13 protein-coding genes and 1 pseudogene are annotated in these 18832 nt (G+C 47.6%); all 14 read right to left on the bottom strand.

The window, feature by feature from the left end; translation table 11 throughout:
- Positions 1-139 precede the first annotated feature (139 nt).
- Positions 140-2923, bottom strand: coding sequence for a T6SS effector BTH_I2691 family protein (locus OGY71_RS05700; RefSeq protein WP_286612964.1), 2784 nt, complete (start codon positions 2921-2923; stop codon positions 140-142).
- A gap of 38 nt (positions 2924-2961) precedes the next feature.
- Complete coding sequence (locus OGY71_RS05695) at positions 2962-3930, bottom strand: DUF4123 domain-containing protein (RefSeq protein WP_286612962.1); 969 nt, start codon at positions 3928-3930, stop codon at positions 2962-2964.
- Positions 3931-3943: 13 nt separating this feature from the next.
- Positions 3944-6316, bottom strand: a pseudogene (locus OGY71_RS05690) (type VI secretion system Vgr family protein).
- 24 nt (positions 6317-6340) lie between these two features.
- Positions 6341-6679 (bottom strand): putative T6SS immunity periplasmic lipoprotein, encoded by a 339-nt coding sequence (locus tag OGY71_RS23170; protein ID WP_072025537.1) that lies wholly within the window; start codon positions 6677-6679, stop codon positions 6341-6343.
- A gap of 257 nt (positions 6680-6936) precedes the next feature.
- Positions 6937-7386 carry a putative T6SS immunity periplasmic lipoprotein gene (locus OGY71_RS05685; protein WP_003828329.1) on the bottom strand — a complete coding sequence of 150 codons (450 nt, stop codon included), beginning with the start codon at positions 7384-7386 and terminating at the stop codon, positions 6937-6939.
- Positions 7386-7916, bottom strand: coding sequence for a hypothetical protein (locus OGY71_RS05680; protein WP_003828330.1), 531 nt, complete (start codon positions 7914-7916; stop codon positions 7386-7388). The genes OGY71_RS05685 and OGY71_RS05680 overlap by 1 nt, the downstream gene beginning before the upstream one ends.
- Complete coding sequence (tssH, locus tag OGY71_RS05675; RefSeq protein WP_286612960.1) at positions 7906-10527, bottom strand: type VI secretion system ATPase TssH; 2622 nt, start codon at positions 10525-10527, stop codon at positions 7906-7908. The genes OGY71_RS05680 and tssH overlap by 11 nt, the downstream gene beginning before the upstream one ends.
- A gap of 161 nt (positions 10528-10688) precedes the next feature.
- Positions 10689-11180, bottom strand: coding sequence for a type VI secretion system tube protein TssD (gene tssD / locus OGY71_RS05670; protein ID WP_003024437.1), 492 nt, complete (start codon positions 11178-11180; stop codon positions 10689-10691).
- Between the two features lie 16 nt (positions 11181-11196).
- Complete coding sequence (locus OGY71_RS05665) at positions 11197-12861, bottom strand: OmpA family protein (RefSeq protein WP_003828333.1); 1665 nt, start codon at positions 12859-12861, stop codon at positions 11197-11199.
- A gap of 3 nt (positions 12862-12864) precedes the next feature.
- The gene (tssL, locus tag OGY71_RS05660; RefSeq protein WP_003828335.1) at positions 12865-13506 is read right to left on the bottom strand and encodes a type VI secretion system protein TssL, short form; all 642 of its coding nucleotides are present in this window, start codon (positions 13504-13506) and stop codon (positions 12865-12867) included.
- 5 nt (positions 13507-13511) lie between these two features.
- On the bottom strand, positions 13512-14849 hold the full coding sequence (tssK, locus tag OGY71_RS05655; protein WP_003828337.1) for a type VI secretion system baseplate subunit TssK: 1338 nt from the start codon (positions 14847-14849) through the stop codon (positions 13512-13514).
- Positions 14850-14872: 23 nt separating this feature from the next.
- On the bottom strand, positions 14873-16402 hold the full coding sequence (gene tssC, locus OGY71_RS05650; RefSeq protein ID WP_048225521.1) for a type VI secretion system contractile sheath large subunit: 1530 nt from the start codon (positions 16400-16402) through the stop codon (positions 14873-14875).
- Positions 16403-16467: 65 nt separating this feature from the next.
- Positions 16468-16965, bottom strand: a complete 498-nt coding sequence (gene tssB, locus OGY71_RS05645; RefSeq protein ID WP_048225523.1) for a type VI secretion system contractile sheath small subunit — start codon at positions 16963-16965, stop codon at positions 16468-16470.
- A 458-nt stretch (positions 16966-17423) separates the two neighbouring features.
- Positions 17424-18781 (bottom strand): IS3 family transposase gene (locus OGY71_RS05640; RefSeq protein WP_286612912.1). Its coding sequence is split into 2 segments (ribosomal slippage): positions 17424-18319 and positions 18319-18781, totalling 1359 coding nucleotides; the frame shifts between segments, so codons are not numbered across the junction.
- Between the last annotated feature and the right edge of the window lie 51 nt (positions 18782-18832).

Here is an 18832-nt window from a genome sequence, read left to right as displayed (position 1 = left end):
AATTTTATCCATTCCCTGCGCTCCCGGAGATAGTTTTCTTCAATATACCCCTTACCCTTCTCCAGACCCCGGATATAGGCCTTGGGCATCTCGGCGAACAGTTCGTCATCTTCTGTCATAGTATTTCGTTGCTCCAAAATTAAACCACAACAGGAACTTCCGGCTCATCATAGATAATAAATGGCCAGTAAATTATTGGTTTTCCACGTTGTTGCTCTTTACCTGAAGATAATTGACGTAAGCTTTCTTGCAGTGAATTTCTGGTCTCATCAATAAATATATTGATTTTTTCCGGCGAATAACTGTCGATATCAATCGAACAATTATCACCAAACAAGCTATTCTCAATCCACGACTGTAAGGCATCACGTGAATAATATTCCGTCAAAATATATTCAGCGACCATCAATAACAGAGCCACCTCCCACGAGGCCAACAGTCCCACCCATTCGACGCCTAATTTTGTTAATTGAGGCGCTGCTGCCCTCCCCAAGCATACGGCTAATTCCCCTTTAGGAGTCTTCCAGCCAAAGCGTTCAATCAGCACTGACATTAATTTCCCTTCCGCTTTGGCAATAATGGCAACATCGCTAAGGGTCTTGACTAAATATAAACCCGTAAATGCCCATTTTTTACTGGAATTCGGTAAACTAACTTTGTTCAATAATGTGGAAATATCTAATCCCAGCGAAATACCTGCACTTATCAGCGAACTTCCTGCACCAAACATTTTCATATAGTGGAGACTATTTTTATCTTTAAGAATGACCTCCATTGCAGGGGTTGCAATATCAATCATCCCGCTCGCCGTTGCCGATATTGCGCTGACTACCTTCGCGTAGTTAGCAGGTTCATTTTTAAAATTATCGAGTTGGTTATACAACTCAGTAACATTGAAAAATAAAACAAAAATTCTAATACTTGTCACCGCATAACCAGAATGTCCCGCTGGCTGGCTTAGATAAGCTGCATAAGATTTTTCAAGTGCGGCATATTTCTTACCCGCCCCCCGGAGAAGATCAGCCCGAATTGCTCTTTGCGGGCTGTAAAAAACAGTGCCGGTAATGTAAGCCCTGCGTTCCGTGGCCCAGCCAAAATATTTACTGAACAATATTTTGGTTTCTAACTCTGACTTTCCAGCAGACAGCGAGAAAAGGGTTCGAACAATGAGGTCATTCATGGTGTTGAGAACAGGTCCAATCCGTGATACGGAAAAAAACCTGGCCCCTACGGTTGCCATGTGCTGGTCCATTTGATACAGAACTCTTTTCGAGAATACGGCATTGCCAGCCAGAGGTTTTGAAATTTCACTCGTTGCTTTTTCAAAACCTTTAAATATTTTATTAAGTTTAGCGCCATTCTTCTCAAAAAAGTAGAGCACCTCATTTTCAGAAACCGGCGCTATGCTACACTGACGCAAGCTAGCCAATAATGACTCCGCATCTGCCATGATCTCTGGATTATTATAAAAATGTGTTCTCCAGACAAGATTCGTTTCACTTGTCGTAGTATATGCGTCTATCCAGTCATCCAGCAATTTTACACCTGATGACGACTCACCAAGACCAGCCATCGCGAAGGCAGCTATTTCACGATAGTACGCGTTATCAACAGGATCGTTAGAGAAAAAATCCTGTAGCATTGTTATAAATAAAGAAGTCTGTAACCATTCACAACGATAGCTAATCAGTTTAGCGAGCTGTTCATCAATTTTTTGTGTTAGATCAGCACAACATTTATTAAAAGACTCCCATTTAGTCTGCTTGATCCTTCGTGCATATTTAGACCAATCATTAGCTACCTGGCTTTTTTTATAAACTTCGTTTTGTTTTCCTTTTACCTGCTTTTCGAATTCTTCACGAGCTAGTATATCCTTCGAGTCTGTACCTCTAGATTTCTCATTCTGGACATACATATCATAAGAATAATCCATAGCAGGAGGGGAAATATATGTTTCCTGGGGTAATACAGAAAGTTGGGCTTCAACTTTCTGTTCCGAGCTTTTGTTAACAATCTCCTTAACACCGTTAATCAAACTCTGGGTACAGAACTCCAGGGCACGTTCATCACCATATATCTTCGCCATCGCCAGGACATCATTCGTCCATCCCGTCAGCTCATGCGTTATCCCTGTTGCATCATGCAGCGCCATCAGCAACGGCGTGACAGGGGAACCGTCTGGCTTCACTCCCCGTTCCTTCATCTGCCGGATTGTGTTTCCGGCCACTCCGCTCTTCCACGGATACAATGTCTCCTGCGGCGCTGGCTCTTTGACTATTGCATAGCGTTCACTCACACACTGGCTGACGCGGATTTTAGTCTGGGTGCCATACGGTAACAGCATTGCCGGACTCAGCTGGTTTCCCTGCGGCGCGATGTAATCCAGAACCCCTGCAAGATTGCCTGTCGTTGCTTCTGTCGTTTGCTCTGAAGTCTGTGGTGACGTCCAGTTTGATGCACTCAGGCGCTGCATTCTGCTCTGCCGTTGCCCGTCATCGCACGCGTAACGCTCCAGCGTTTTTTCCGTCCAGCGACACTGTGTGAATGCTATCCAGATATCATTCTCCAGCACTTCATATGGCAGCGTCAGAAAATCCTTTCCGCCATTACTGTAGGTTCCCTGCCGACAGTCAGGCTCTGATTTCTCCAGAACATTTTTCGCCGACAGTTGTTTCCATAAACTGCCGTCATAACACACCGACCATGCTTCCCAGTCCGTCAGGTATGGATAGTAGATATAGATATAGCCCCTGCGCATCGCACGCAGCACATAGTGATAATTTTCACTTTCTGCCGGATAAGACGACGCTCCTGGTTTTGCCCACGCCGGCAACGACCCTTTAATATGTTCAGGGACCACTGCATAACGGACAGGTAGTAATGCCGGTCCCTGTGACATACAGTCACATTTATGATTTTTCATCCCTGTTCTCCTGCATATTCGAACTGTAAATCGCTTAATTAATGATCTGCGCGAATTTCATTCCATTGCTGTTCTGTGACATGGGAGATGATTTGAGTAAAATTTCTCTTCTCACTTAGGCTGCTTATTTCAAGCAATTTTTTAATAAAACTATGGTTATAAAACTCTGGAGCAATATTAATTGAACACTCTCCCCACTTAATAAGATCTTCTTCATCAGAAAAAGCGCACAACCCGGCTCTTTTAAGTGACTGCTGCAATAGTTTAAACACTGCTGATTCCGTGAAACGTTTACTGCTCAAATGCGCCAAGCGATAATTACAGATAATCCTATTTTTTATACCTATAAAATTCATATCATGCCAATTATCAGCACTCAGCGAGAGCGTATATGAAAGCCGAGGTTGATTGTCAGTCTGATTTATTTTATTAATAAACTGCCCATCGCCATCAATAAAACTCCACACTTCAACTGGTCCTAGCAAACGTTGTTGTTGCCAATCATCCAGAATAGATAAAAGAGAGATCATAATTACAGGGTCATAATACCGAAGCAAAACATCTTTACCATCACGCTGTTGGATAGCGACTTTTCCCAGGTAGGCAGCGAGATTTATAATATCTTCTGCACAAGTAAGCCAACCACAAATCATCCTACCCTTACCCAGCAGTATCTCATTAGGTTCGATCTCTTTCAGGGCTTGCATAATACTTTCATGTAGTATTTTACAATCCTCAGGTAAAGATAAATCCAGTGATACCAAACATGGCTCAAATTCTGAGGTTAGATAACGATTAGCAACTGGCACCCTCACAACCCCTCTATCTATTATTTGGTTGTAGAATGATGAATCTTGATTCCTCAACCTTATAATTGCAGCATCAATCATTAATATGCAATTTCTATTTAGAGTTCTAAAACGATTAAATATTTCCTCACCAATATAATCCCCCTGATTTTGCATTGCCTGTAAGGAGTAATCATAAGTTATTAAAGATTCCTTCATTATTGGCCCTCCATCAACCCAGCGTGACTGTAGGGCTTTGTGTACCACCCGCAGCATCAATGGCAGTGGCGCAAGGGTCCGGTAGCTCTATGCTGGCGTTCAATATTGCAGGCGCCATTTTTTGAATTCCAATACTCTTTACGCGAACGTTACCAGGTGCCCCTACTTCTATTTCACCATCTTTAAGCCTGATATATGCTCCACCACAACTGAGCACTAACTCTGTCGCTGCGGTAATGATCACCTGCTCATCCTTGCTGGCTATACTTAGCGTTTTTTTTGCCAGCAGATCCATTGCATCTCCCTGCGCCTGAATTTCCACTTTTCCTTTGCTGGCGAAAATCTTAATCCCCATCCACTGGGCGAAAAGGCTTATTGTTTCTTTCACACCAAGGCGGAATTTTTTAGCGACACTGACATCGGTGTCCGCTCCAGAGGTCACAATGACATTATCACCCGATGAGAGTTGGATACTGGCGGGCGTTACCTGCGCTATACCAGCAGGGGCAGAGAAAAGTAAAGCCTGTTTCTTGAGGTCTGTCATAGACTCCATTAACAACGCTTTTTGCCTCTCTATATCAGCCAGTTCTGCTTTCGCTTTTTCTGCCGCAGAGCGAATACCTTTCGCATCCTGAAGCGCAGCTTGTAAGTTAGCTACTGCTTCATGCATATCTAACTGCAAACCTCCAGCCAGTTCCTGACGATCGGCACTGATAAAGATCCCCTTCCCAGCCCGAATAGCTCCCCACTGGTCTGTACGCAGTTCAAAGCCCTCTCCCCGCAGCGCACGCCCCGCATCAACGTTATGCCCCAGGTTAAGCTGCGTTTTCCCGCCATACTCGGTACTGAGTTTGACGTGCTCCTCACCCCGTTTGTCTTCCATGCGCAGCTTGTTGTTCGCGGGCGTGCGGATGACGTTGCGGGTATGGTTTGCCTGTGTCACGTGGTCCGGATGCCGGGAGTCATGCAGCGCATGGGCGATATAGGGCCGGTCCGGGTCCCCTTCATGGAACGCCACCGCCACTTCTGTGCCCTGTATCAGCGGGAAGTGAATACCGTAAGTGTCGCCGCCGTAGGGTTTGGCAAGGCGCAGCAGCATGCTCTCGTAACCCTGCTGTTTGCTGTCCTGGTCTGCATCAAACTTCACCCGGTACAGCCCCTCCGCCGTCTGATGCGCGTAGATATCCCCGCTCTTCGGGCTACTGACCCGTGCTGTCAGCGTGCCGCTGACCTTCGGCCTTGCCTTCAGTGCCGGACGCCAGCACTGCGTCTCACTGTACGGGACCGCCGCCAGCGACACTTTCAGCGCATCCTTCCTGCTGCCGCTGAACCCCGCCCGGACCACCACCACCGGCTGCTGCAGCACGTCCGGCAGCGTCGACGGCACACTGCTGTCCGTTATCGTCAGCACCTGTCCCGGACGCAACCCCACATCCGTGCTGAAACCCGTTATCAGCGTCTGCTCTGCAAGAAACCGCTCATGGTCCAGTCGCGCCCAGAAGTTCCCTGTTTCCGGCGCAGGAGAAAATGCCTCCCCGGTTTCAAGATGCCGCGGTTTGTAGTGATACACCTCGCCATAGCGTATTTCCTCACCTTCGCCGCCGGTGATATCCGCCCTCGCCGACTGCAGCACCTTCTGCGCTTCGCGGTGGTTATAGTCTTTTGTTGTCACTCCCGCCGGCGCCACCTGGTGCAGAATGTTCAGTCCCCAGACGGAGTCCGCCCCGCTGTCATTCATCCCTGACGGGCTGTCCAGCGCCAGCCGTTTATCAAACTCATAGGCGCTTTGCTGGTCTGCAAAATGCACCACTTCCGTCCGCGTGTCCGGCTAAAGCGTGAAGAAGTAAAATATCCCCACTTCCGCCAGCAGACGTTCAATGAACGCCAGGTCGCTCTCCTGATACTGATTTATCTGTTCACGCTTCGGATAACTCTGCGTCAGCGTAAATTCATACTCCCAGCCGTGCAGGGCATGCTCCTGCAGGATTTCACCCACCACTTCCGGCACCGATTTGTTTATGAAGAAGCGGTGCGTACGGAACTGTTTATCCAGCAGAGAGAGATAAGGCGTTAACGTAATATGATATCTTGCTTCATCGGCAGAGCCAGATAACCGTTGAAAATCAGTTATCACACCATGGACTATTTTTTGCGTCGTCATGAATCCCAGCTTGCCACCATTCATCGTCAATGTTGCCACCTGACGCAAAAATTGATTGGCTTGAATATCTTTATCCGCACTGGTAAACAAAATATCATAGTAATAATTTCGGCTCAGTCCTTCTGAACCATTGAAATCCTCAACATCCAACACAGAAGAACAAGAAGGAATAGATAGAAAATATCGATTAAGCGTAGTTGCCATTGTTTGCTGTGACTTATCCATAAGATTGACTCCGTTTAAAACACTTTATTTTCCATTAAAAAATAATTTATCCATCGCAGAATAAGGCCTCGCTATTTCCAGATCGGTAAGATGGATGTTATAAATACAATCGTTAGAGACATCCACTCCACTAACAACACTTCGTGGCCTATCATTTGAATAACCCCTCCCTAACGTATACGTAACTATAAACTGGCCACCATCTGGAAAAGTATAAAAATCGGGTGTTATGCACCATTTATTATCAAGAAGAATGAGCGGTGGGTTTGGCATGAATTTTTCATTACCAAAACCAGCACCTCTACGAGTAATCGTAATGATATCTGGTTTGTATTCTTCCGAGTCCTTCACCCAGAAGCAGATATTTTTCCAATCATGCTAACCACTGTTTCTTCATCAGTAAACGATCTGTCACCATATCCTGTACACCCGGTGAGAAATACCAGACTGTAACTCAGAAAAGTTGCATTAATTAACCTCTTAGCTCTTTTTACCAAAGAAGTCCTCACTGTGCTTATCTAATGACATCTTTATAGCAAGCTCCATATAAGACCATATGGACTCATTCTCTTTAATAACCCATAGTGAAGTCATTATGATTTATACATACTTGATGTGTTTTACCTATCCATCTCAGAATATGGTCGTATGATCTCCATATCGGTAAGATGAAAATTGTGGACATTCCCATTAGAGACTTCCACACCACTAACAACGCGCTGCGGTCGGCCATCTAAACTATCATTTGGTAGGCTATAGGAAACGATAAACTGCCCCTTATCTGGGAAAATATAAAAATTTGGAGTAATGCACCATTTATCGTCAATCAATATCAATGGTGGATCTATAGTGAATTTTTCCCTTCCGAATTCAGATCCTCGTTGTGTGATAGTAATGATACTGGGTTTATGTTTCGCAGAATCATAAACCCAGAAACAGACATTTTCCCCAACCATGCTAACCACAGCTTCCTTATCCAGAAGTAACACATCCCCATATCCTGGACATCCGGTGAGAAATACCAGACTGTAACTCAACAGACTGAAACAAAAAAACAATCTACTTTTCATCACCAGGGGAATCCTCGAAGAGTATTCCTATAAGATTCTCGGATTACACTTTCATGAATATCCCCATCTAAAGTTATATTATGATTGAAGCGCATATCCAGCCACGTTCTATATCCACTCTTTTGTAGAATAAAACTATCCGCAATAATTTGAGCCTGCTGCTCCATAGGGTACTCACTTAGAAGTCGCCCATCCAGTTTATATCGATAACTGACTAGCCAACTCACCAGGCCTCTACAGATAACATTCATGCCTTTTTCTCGTTGCCAGACATGACTCATTTCATGGATAAATAAGTGTTGATAATGGGATAATGTCTGAGAAAAATCATCCCGGTACTGATTGCGAAAGTAAATCTCACCGTCAGGCGTCATCGCCGTATTCGAATCCTGTAAATTAAAAGGCAAATAACTGTCCCTGTGGATCCACACTTTATGATACTGGAGAGTGGAACCAAATACAGACTTTGCCAGTTCAACCTCTCCGGAGGTAAGTCTTCTGAGACCACCTTCCTTAATATTATTTGGCACTCTCAAACTCCATTATGATGCCCTTGAACTCATCCCAGCTAAGGATCAGAGAGTGTGTTTTTTGCTGCCGGGAAAGATACGTTAACAACTGCTGGCTAAGCACAGGCAAGATTTGTTGGTTGAGCAGACTATCAATATTCCTTGCCCCCGTATCCGGTAGCAGGCAAGCGGCGGTCAGGGCATCAAAAAGGCTCTCGGATATCGTCGTGGTGATGCCGTAGTGACGCAGTAATCGCTGGCTAACCTGATCCAGTTTCATTTGTACAATCGTACGTAGCGCAGATTCACTGAGCGGATGGTAGATAATCGTCTGAAAGCGGGCCAGTAGCGCTGGCTGGAAGTGTTCGCGCAAAAGTGGGCGCAGCAGTTCGTGCAACTCAGACTCTGTGGTTTCCGGTTGTTCTTCCAGCATCTGCATTACAGCGTCGCCGCCAAGATTGGAGGTCATCAAAATAACAGTATTGCGAAAATCAATTTCACGGCCTTCGCCGTCACGCATGAAACCGCGGTCAAATACCTGGTAAAACAGATTCATGACGTCGCGATGCGCTTTTTCTACTTCATCCAACAGTACCACGCTATAGGGGCGTTTTCGCACCGCCTCGGTCAGGATCCCTCCCTGACCATAACCCACATATCCCGGAGGTGAGCCTTTTAGCTGGCTCACAGTGTGCGGCTCCTGATATTCAGACAGATTAATCGTGATCAGCGATTTTTCACCACCAAACAGAATGTCAGCCAGGGCCAACGCCGTCTCCGTTTTTCCGGTTCCACTTGGTCCAGTAAGCAGGAACACACCCTGTGGGCCGTTTTCCGGCGTCAGTCCTGTTTTTGATGCCCGCAACCGCTGTGCGATCGCATTCAGCGCGTAATCCTGGCCGACAACCCGGTTTCCCATCTGGGTTTCAAGCGTCAGTAAGTCTGCCTGGGAGTCCTTCATTAATGAAGACAATGGTATACCGGTCCAGTCGGCGATTACCGTAGCAACGGTGCGCGCGTCTACATCCGGAAACAGCAAAGGATGGCCCTGCTGAAGCATACTTAGCTGCTGCTGCAATTCAACCGTTTCCGCCTGACGAGAAATATCACGGCGACTGGCCAGCAGTTGCTCTATGAGCGCTAATTCCTGACCATACTGAGTTTCTCGTTCATCCAGTTCGACAAGCAGAAGATTTTCACGCTGTTCAATGGTGGCCAGCCTTTCACCATGCTGACCATTTCCTACCGTGAGGTCTGCCAGCAATGCCTGCTTTTCCATTTCAAGCGCGGTGATCTCCGACTTCAAACGCGTCAGTGGTTCCGGAACGGTATCAAGGCTCATCCGCACTCTTGCACCTGCGGTGTCCAGCAGATCGACGGCTTTGTCGGGTAATTGTCGCCCGGTAAGATAGCGGCGAGAGAGCGTAACAGCAGTTTTAACCGCTTCGTCGGTGATGTGAACGCCATGGTGTTCTGCATAGCGTGATTTCAGACCACGCAGCATTAAGCAGGCAGTGTCATCATCCGGCTCATCCACTTTAACCATCTGAAAACGCCGCTCCAGCGCAGCATCACGCTCAAAATACTGTTTATATTCACTCCATGTGGTCGCCGCGATAGTTCGTAATTCACCTCTGGCCAGAGCGGGTTTTAGCAGATTGGCTGCATCAGCGCCTCCCGCCTGATTACCGGCCCCAATGATGGTGTGTGCTTCATCGATAAAGAGCAGAACAGGCGTTGGCGATTGTTGAACGGCATCAATGATATTTTTCAACCGCTGCTCAAACTCACCTTTAACCCCGGCACCTGCTTGTAACAGCCCAAGATCCAGCGTGCGTAATGTTACTGATTTCAGGCTATCCGGCACGTTACCTTCAGCAATACGCAGCGCCAGACCTTCCACCAGAGCTGTTTTGCCGACACCGGGTTCCCCGACCAGAATGGGATTATTTTTTCGCCGACGGGACAACACATCCACCATTTGCCGGATTTCATTATCGCGACCAAATACCGGGTCGATATCGCCGGCACGCGCTTTCGCGGTCACATCCAGCGTAAATTTATCGAGCACGCCTTGTAATGCTGGCGACAACGTCGACTCAGCCGGACGCGGTTCATCATCAGGGGAAACCTGCACCAGAGAGGCTTCTTGCTGCCTTTCCGGACGTTCATCCGACTGGGAATTTAATAGCGGCAGGAGGCGTTCCAGTTGAGTATGTCCGGTACTCAGAAGCGGCCACAGACCGTCACACTTCAGCAGCGAAGGCTTTCCCACCAGCGCCATCAGTAGATGCACACCACGTATCTGCGAATTTTCATCCGTTGCGGCACACAGCCACGCTTGTTGCATTAAAGAAAGGAGCGCATCAGACAACTGCGGGCGGCTTTTCACGGAACGCGGCTGAACATCCAGATGCTTCAGCAGCGATTGCCAGAGATTATCGATATCCCATTCATAACGACGAGCAATGACAGTAATATCGCCCTCCCCCTGCTCCAACAGCTTCAGCAACCAGTGTTCTGGAGTGATTTCTGCATGCGCGCGCGTCTGACATAACGATGCCGCTGCTTCAAGCGCCTGAGCACAATGAGGGTTGAGACGTCGTAATAGCACTGCTGAATGGTGTTCCATTTGCTTCCTGACTCCCTGTATTCAGGCACGCTACCGCCCGTAGCCGTAATCCAATGCCCATAAGGTAATAGTGATGTTGATACTCTCTGCTTAACCCCCGCCCCGGAAGCTCAGCAGAGGGCATAAAAAAACGGATGAGGAAATCCTCATCCGTTAGCGCATTACGCGGTGGTACGCTCGTTCCAGGCGTCAGAATGGATAATGTTGCCATCCTTATACGTCCAGACGATCTTCTCGTAGCGCAGTTCAATTTGTTCCAGGTGGTTATGCTTCTCTTTTGCGGGATCTTTGATGTCGTACATCACAGGGTTTACTTTCACCACTTTCACGTTGTGTAACGTGGTGTTGAAGTATTCCACTTCCTGACCCGCGTCATTGATGCGATACCATTTGAACTCTGCCTGGCGCAGGGTCTGACCGGTGGTTACAGCCTTGTACAGATATGGACTGGAGGCATCGATTTCCTTAGTGAAAAGGAACGGGGTATGGATGCGCGTACCGGTCAACTTACCTGTATTGTTATCGGTAGGGATGTACAGGTTATGTTCCTGTGCCACCACTTCGATACTGCCTACACGGTCTTTTACGTCAACAGAACCTTTAATATCCGCGCCGCCATCATCTTTCAGCCAAAGGTAGACTGGAATTGCCATAACTCTTTCTCCATTTTTACTTCGCTAATGCGTCACCACCTTGCGGTGACGGTTCCTTCATGCCCGGCAGCCGACAGGCATCAGCCTGCGGTACCAGACTGATCTCTACACGGCGGTTGGCAGCCCGACCCTCCGGCGTATCGTTGTTTTTGTAGGGGCGTAATTCGCCGTATCCCTGAACGGCAAAACAGCTCTCCGCGACATCACCGGTATCTCGCATCCAGTCACGAACAGATTCCGCGCGTTTGAGAGAGAGCAGCTGATTAGATTTATCGTCACCCACATCATCGGTATGTCCGGCGATGACTATCAGCCACCCGGGTTTGGCTTTGATATTGACCAAAGCCCCAATGAGTACTTTTGTTGAACCCGCTTTTAGCGCCCACTTACCCGTATCAAACAGCGACATACTGTCGAGACGTACAGTTTGCGGGGCAGTCACTTTCGGTTTTTCGGGTGACCCCCAGTCACTTATGGCAACCTGCAAAGGGGGGATCAATCTCATTCCTTGATACAATCCCATTGAAAGAGAAAGTGGTTCGCCACGCTGATACCAGCGCTCAAGAAGTTGCGCATCACGACGAAGTTGATCCTGGGCCAGGATCTTTGGCTCGGCGGGATTACCGCTAAGTTGGCGGTATAGCATCAGGTGATCGTTTGTGATCCTGATGAGATGTTGGTTATTGATAAAGCTGCATGCCATCGCCATTCCGATGAAAATGCCGCATAGCAGACCACTTACGCCCACCGTCCGTTGAAATGCTGTCAACGCCCGACGGCGGGATAAGAATGGCAATGCTAAATCTGGAAAAGGCAGCAGTGCGGGCGCTACTGACGCCGCAGGGGAAAGCGTTGTTTGAGCAATGATATGCCGTTGCCAGAGGTTATTTTCGCAGACCGCTGATGAGGTGAAACACACAACCCGTAATGCAAAGAAAACAGGCAGAGCATGGTGTTCAGTATCGCCTTGTACCTTCTTCAGCCAGCCCAGTAAATTATCTAACCACACTGCATGTGTAAGATGAAAATGGCGGGCTGGGCTCTCTTGCGAAGAGAAAGGAGCAAAGTCGTCTAATCCCGTAGCCGACTGCACTTCTGCATCCTGAGGGGTTCGAATAAACCAGCGTACAGCCTCATTACATTGAGGAGAATTCAGCCAACAACACAACCAAAACGGCGGTACACCTGATAACCAACGCCGACTCTGGGTCACCACTCGCCGCCAACTGAGCAGTATGTGCTTAAGCGCATCTTCATCAGTATGCCGTTCCGGAGTTAATGCCAGCATTACGGAGACGCGCATAAGAAGCCCAGGACGCTGAGCAGCTATCTGACGAACCAGAGCAATGTAATGCTCAGGGGACTGGACAGATAAATACCAGCCCTGCGAGCTCTCGCAAGAACCGCTGCGTCCGGCAAACAAGGGGGCATTATCGCCACACACGAGCACAACTGGCCCACTGAAACTCTCCGGAGGGAGCGGAACTTCATGCTCGGAATGCGCTGATCTCAACTGGCCATATTGACGCCAGCCGTAAACGATCCCTGGAATGGAAAACAATAAAATAAAGACGGTCAGGCCGCCCCGGACACCCGTACTTAACGGACTGAATCCCCAAACCAGCAACAAAGCCAGGACAGCTGTCAGCACATAGTTAACGATCCCTCGCAACTGAGCCATGTTTTAGCCCTGCCCAATAAGCTGAGCAACCAGCCCTTGTAAGACATGAGAAAATGTTAACCATAAAGCCCCCAACGCCACCGCGCCGACAATCCATGCCTGCCACCAGCGACGCTTACTGCCAGAGAAACCGGACGCCTGCATGATTACGGGCGCATCGTGCGTTAACTTAAAAGGCTTCGCCTGAGCCGCCAGCGCCTCAAGAACATCTTCACGACGTTCGTCACCTTGCTCACGATAGCGCCCAACAAAACCGAGCGTGATTGCGCGATAAAAGCAGGTTATTACGGCGGTATCAGGAACGGGCTCACGCAGCACAGACCGGATGCGTTCCCAGAACTCTTCCCCTGCGTTGGTGGTATTGAAATAACGGGCCTGTAAGGGTGTCGCAAGCCAGGTGATATAACCGCTATCCTGCCGGTTGCGGTTCAACACGCTTTCATCCAGTAACGCACATTGCGTGTAGAGCATATGTTCAACGCTGTGTTCGCTGTACCCCATATCACGCAATGCCTCACGTGCAGATTCAACCCATTGGCTGGCCCGACGATAAAGAACAGCTCCGTCGTCGACTTCTGCCCCGTCACGTAGCTGGCTTACAGCAAGCCATGTTGGCCAGAAAACCTGATCAATTTCCTTATTCATTTATTTCAATCCCTTAATACTGCAAACAGCTCAAGTTGAATCTCTCCCAGCGTTCCCGGCACATAGAAAGCACAATTACCGGCGTCCAACATGGCCTGGGCTACTGGATGATTAATTTCAAGAGCAAAGTATTGATTTTCCAGTCGTAACGGGATGGCTGCGGGTACATGTGTCAGCGGTTTTAATGGAATACCGCTGAGTGCCACATTGACGACATCTGACACATCCGCCCGGCTCCCTGCTTTACAGAGCTGTGGAAATTGCGCCAGGAGGACATGTGCGGGGAGACCCGAGCGAACGGACAGGTAAAAATCAGCACCTTCACGCAGTCGGGCATCCGACAGAGCGCCATACCAGAACTGTCGCTCCTGCGTCAGTTCAATAGCGACAACACGAGACGGCAGGCTGGCTTCCAGCAGTTCCACCAGCAGAGCAAACAGCGGCGGGAATACCTGCTGCGGATTTGCATGCTGATATGGAGGTACAACGCTGACATCATTTTCTAACGAGAAGGTCAGCAGGCTGCCCGCTAACCGCGCCAGCTCACGCCACAAAAGTTCGGGATGACGGCCTGGGTTTTGCAGCATTTCTTTCAGAACAGGTTCCGAACTATTAAGCGCATTCAGCAGCCAAAACAACGAAACATCTGCTACTGCAAAATCCGCCATTCGTTCGTTACTTTCTCGGCGCAAGGACATCAGGCGGCGACAACGAGCCTGGATACGATGCACCAAATCACTGAGCGAATTGATTAATAAAGGGCTGGCTGAGAGTGAAAGCGATGGGGGTAAAAAATCACGTCCCAGCTCCCATTGCCCCTGAGCATTACGAATGAGGCAAGCTACCGGACAAGTCAGGTAAGCGCTGTTATCGTCATGGGCATACCGGAGGGTGATAGCATGCCGCAGCACTGCCATATCAGTCCGTTCCTGACCGGAGAGATCCTGAACTGGCAGCCATTCCTGCTGCCAGCGACACGGACGGCTGACACCGTTGCCTGATGAAAGATTGCCGCCATTAGCTGAAAGCAGCGGCAATGCCAGCACGATATCAACGCTGTTGTAGCCAGTAAGATGCGATAAATCACACGCTGGAGGCAGGTTATCTGAAATACCTGTATCCACTAACGTACCGTCAGGAAAGCGCACAACCAGATTAACGGGATTCAAACGGGAAACCGTTAGCGCACTTTCATCAAACTCCGCGCTGATGACGCCCCACGGTGATGAAAGTGACATGTGAGCAACAACGTCAGCAACGTAAGCATCCCAACGTGTCTGTTGCTGAAACTGTTGGGGAGCCAGAAAAGCCCCCTCGCTCCATAACGGACGATAGATCTTCATCGCACCTCCTGTGCATTACGCCGTTAAGATTTCGACTTAGGCATCTGTGAAACTAACGACAAGCTGACATCCATACCTTCAACCTGGAAATGCGGGATGGCGTACAGGCGCACGCGGAAGAAACCCGGGTTATCCTCAATGTCCTCCACCACGACACGCCCATCACGAAGCGGATGTGAAGCCTGCAAATCATCGCCAGGATCGGTCATTTCGGTTACCAGACTGCGTAACCAGTTGTTTAGTTCAAGCTCAAGCAGGCGGCGATCTTTGGTCGTACCAATGTTTTCTCGCTGCAAGATTTTCAGGTAATGAGCAATACGAGAAAGCAGGAAGATATACGGCAAACGTGAGTTAATTCGACTATTAGCTGTTGCTTCCGGGGTATCAAACTGCGCAGGTTTTTGAGCCGAGTTAGCAGAGAAGAAGCAGGCGTAATCACGATTCTTATAATAAGAAAGCGGAATAAAACCGAGGTTGGCGAATTCAAATTCACGAGTTTCCGGGATCATCACTTCAGACGGGATTTTCACCTGATTACCCGTCCCCAGATCGTACAAATGGATAGGTAAATCTTTAACCGCGCCACCCGCCTGTGGTCCACGGATCTGGACGCACCAACCATTCTTGATAAAACTTTTCACCATATTCACAGCGAAAGAGAAAGATGCGCTGGTCCACAGATATTTTTCGTGATCCGGGCCCTTAACTTCCTCGACATAATTAAAGCTGCGCACAGGAATGGTATCAGGGCCGTACGGCAAACGCCCGAGTACACGCGGCATAGTTAATCCGATATAGCGTGAATCATCACTATCACGAAATGCTTTCCATTTGATGTATTCAGCACGTTCGAAATAATCATTGATATCTTTTATGGCTGCGACCTCTTCCATATTTTCTTTCAGGAAGAATTTCGGCCCAACTGAACCAATAAATGGCATATGGCAGGCTGCCGATACGCCAGAAATATTGCGCAGTAGCGCAATATCCTGCGGGCTGTTATCAAATTCGTACGCTGAAATCATTGCCGCAATAGGTTCGCCACCTGGCTGGTCATATTCTTCAATATAAACATGACGATATAATCCGCTCTGGATAAGTTCCGGCGCGTCATCAAAATCATCACGCAGCGCATCCTTACTGACATCCATCATTTCGACACGGACATTTCGGCGAAAATCAATGCCAGAGATCATTGAATGCAAACCACGCCAGAGCGATTCTTGTTTTTGAAATTCAGCATGATGCATAACTTCATTAACCTGATCGCTAATCTGCTTATCCAGACGAGCAATCTGCTCATCGAGTAGCGTTTTATCCAGGCGTTCTAAGGGTTGTGCGGCATCAGCCAGACATGAGACCAGAACCTGAATAGCAGCGGTCACACGCTCCGCCGGAGCGGCATCAGAAAGCGCTTCATCACTCTGCCACGCATCTACATTTTTTAATGACGCGACGGGAGAAAGATTAATTTTGTCAAAGAGGGACTGATAAACACTGCGTTCACTGGTCGTGGTGGTCGCGGCTGAAGAGGTATGTTCCTGAACAGACATCAACATATTCCTTTTATGTTCCTTTACTATTCCTGCCGATTTAGCGGAGGAAACCCTGTAGAGCGTTAAATCTCTTCTGGCATCATAGTTGCCAGCTCATTACGCAATTCCTGACTCAGGGCTGGATCCTTAAGGATTGTTTCCAGCTCGCGACGAAAAGCAGCGTTATCGAGTAAGTTAGATTTCAGGTCACGTAGTAAGTTACGCATAGCCAACAGAACACGTAATTGTGGGATATTTCGTGCGACCTGCTCAGGTTCAAAATCGCGGATATTCTTAAAGGTAAGGTTAATATCGTCCTTTCTGTCATCATCAGCTAACGTATTTTTAACACTTAAATTAACCACTGGTGAAAACTTGGCCAACACATCGTTAAAATTATTTTTATTAATATCTATCTTTTCACGCTCAGATAATGGTCGCTGCTCTCTGCCATTACTGAAATCACCGACAGTTAGTAGTTTTAAAGGCAATTCAACTTTCTTTTGAACGCCTCCGGTGTGTAAATCTAACTTAATATTAACGCGTGCCGTCGGCACTTCATTCTGAAAACTGTCACCCATACGTCCCTCTCAGACCGGCGACTCCTGCCGGTATTTTGCGTTTCCTAATGGAGCACGTTCCAATCGCTCAACATGTTTCTTACAACGTCATTTCTGCAGGCAGTTAACAATGGCTGTTGATGACAATTAACTATTATAATTATCACGCTAATGCAATCCGATATATTCCATAGGTAAAAACATGATCAATGTCATTAATTAATCGAATAACACATTATGTTTTTATATTTAAAATGACAATCAAGAAGATATTTATCTAATACAAACAACAATAATTATTTAATGATTGATGCATTCATTTAACGAATGCATTAATCATTAAATATCATTTACCATGAGAATATTTACTGTCATTTATATAAATATAGATACTCATTTAAATATAAGTGCTATCAATCTAATCATAAATAAAAAAAACCGGAGATATGAACTGACCCCATAATGTTGGACAGTTTATTTTAAGCGGTTATCTGGGCCTGGGTTCGGTACTCTACCGGACTCAGGCCTTTCAGTTTCTGTTTTATTCTTTCATGGTTGTAATAGTGGATGTAGTCATCGATAGCCATGCGCAACTCGCTGATATTCTTGTGTTCCGTGAGGTAAAAACACTCAGATTTCAGTGTGCCGAAGAAGCTCTCCATCACTGCATTGTCATGACAGTTTCCCTTTCTTGACATGCTCTGTTTTAGACCCGCCTCCTTTAGCCGGTTCTGATAATGCGCCATCTGATATTGCCAGCCCTGATCTGAGTGGAGCAGCGGGTATTCGTTTTTGCCCAGTACAGATATAGCCTTCGACAGCATGTTATCCACCATCGACAGAAGAGGACGGGACTCCATCTGATACGCTACTATTTCTCCGTTATACAGATCCAGAACCGGGGACAGATACAGCTTTTCTCCGCTTATTTTAAATTCCGTGACATCTGTTACCCACTTCTGGTTGGGTTTATCCACACTGAACTGCCGGTTCAGTACATTACCCGCAACTTTCCCATGCCGGCCTTTGTAAGAGTTATATTTCTTCCTTCTGATACAACAGGTTAAATCTAACACCTTCATTAACCTCTGAACCGTTTTATGGTTCAGTAAGCTTCCTTCCCGGCGGCCAGCCAGCGTGATTCGCCTGTATCCATACCGTCCTTTATGTTTATGGAACAGCGTTAAAATATGCTGCTTATCATCGGCATATTTGTCTGGTTTTTTACCGTTGGCCAGTTGCCAGTAGAACGTGCTTCTTGCCAGCCCTGCAGCTTTTAATAAGCGTGCAAGAGGGAACTTCAGCCTTAACTCATTCACGACCTGCGCTTTATCCCGCGTCCTGACGTGCTTCTTTCCCTGAGTAAGGCCTGCAGCTTTTTTAGATATGCCACTTCAGCACGCAGTTGTTCAAGTTCCTCACGTTCATCCGGAGCAAGAGGGGTCTGCAAAGGAGGGACGGGGTGATTCTCAGGGCGTTCTGGCATCGTTTTTTTCCTGCGTCGACTGTCTGTAAGGGCTTCTAATCCCCCTTCATCATACAGTCGTTCCCACTGACTAACAGTGGAAAAGGCAGGGATAGTGAATTTTGCACAGACTTCGCGAACAGACAGCTGGTGTTCACGCATATGCAGGATAACGGACTCTTTAAAAGCAGGAGAATAGGTGAAATGCCGGGTTGTAAGCCCGGCTTCGCCATGGAGCTTCCAGGTAGCAGACCATTTACGAACGGCACTGTGATCGATACCAAAACGTTTTGCAGTCGCCTCCTGTCCTTCCAGCCCGGAAAGATAGTGCTGCACAACCTCAAGCTTGAAGCTGAGAGAATACTTGCTCATAAAAAACTGCACCTTACTTCGTTGGGTGTCCAACTTTTTGGGTGCAGTTCA

It is taken from the genome of Citrobacter sp. Cpo109 (genome assembly GCF_030332565.1).
Lineage (GTDB): Bacteria > Pseudomonadota > Gammaproteobacteria > Enterobacterales > Enterobacteriaceae > Citrobacter > Citrobacter portucalensis.
Note: the sequence above shows the minus strand (reverse complement) of the source record. Positions and strands in the feature narration are given on the sequence as shown.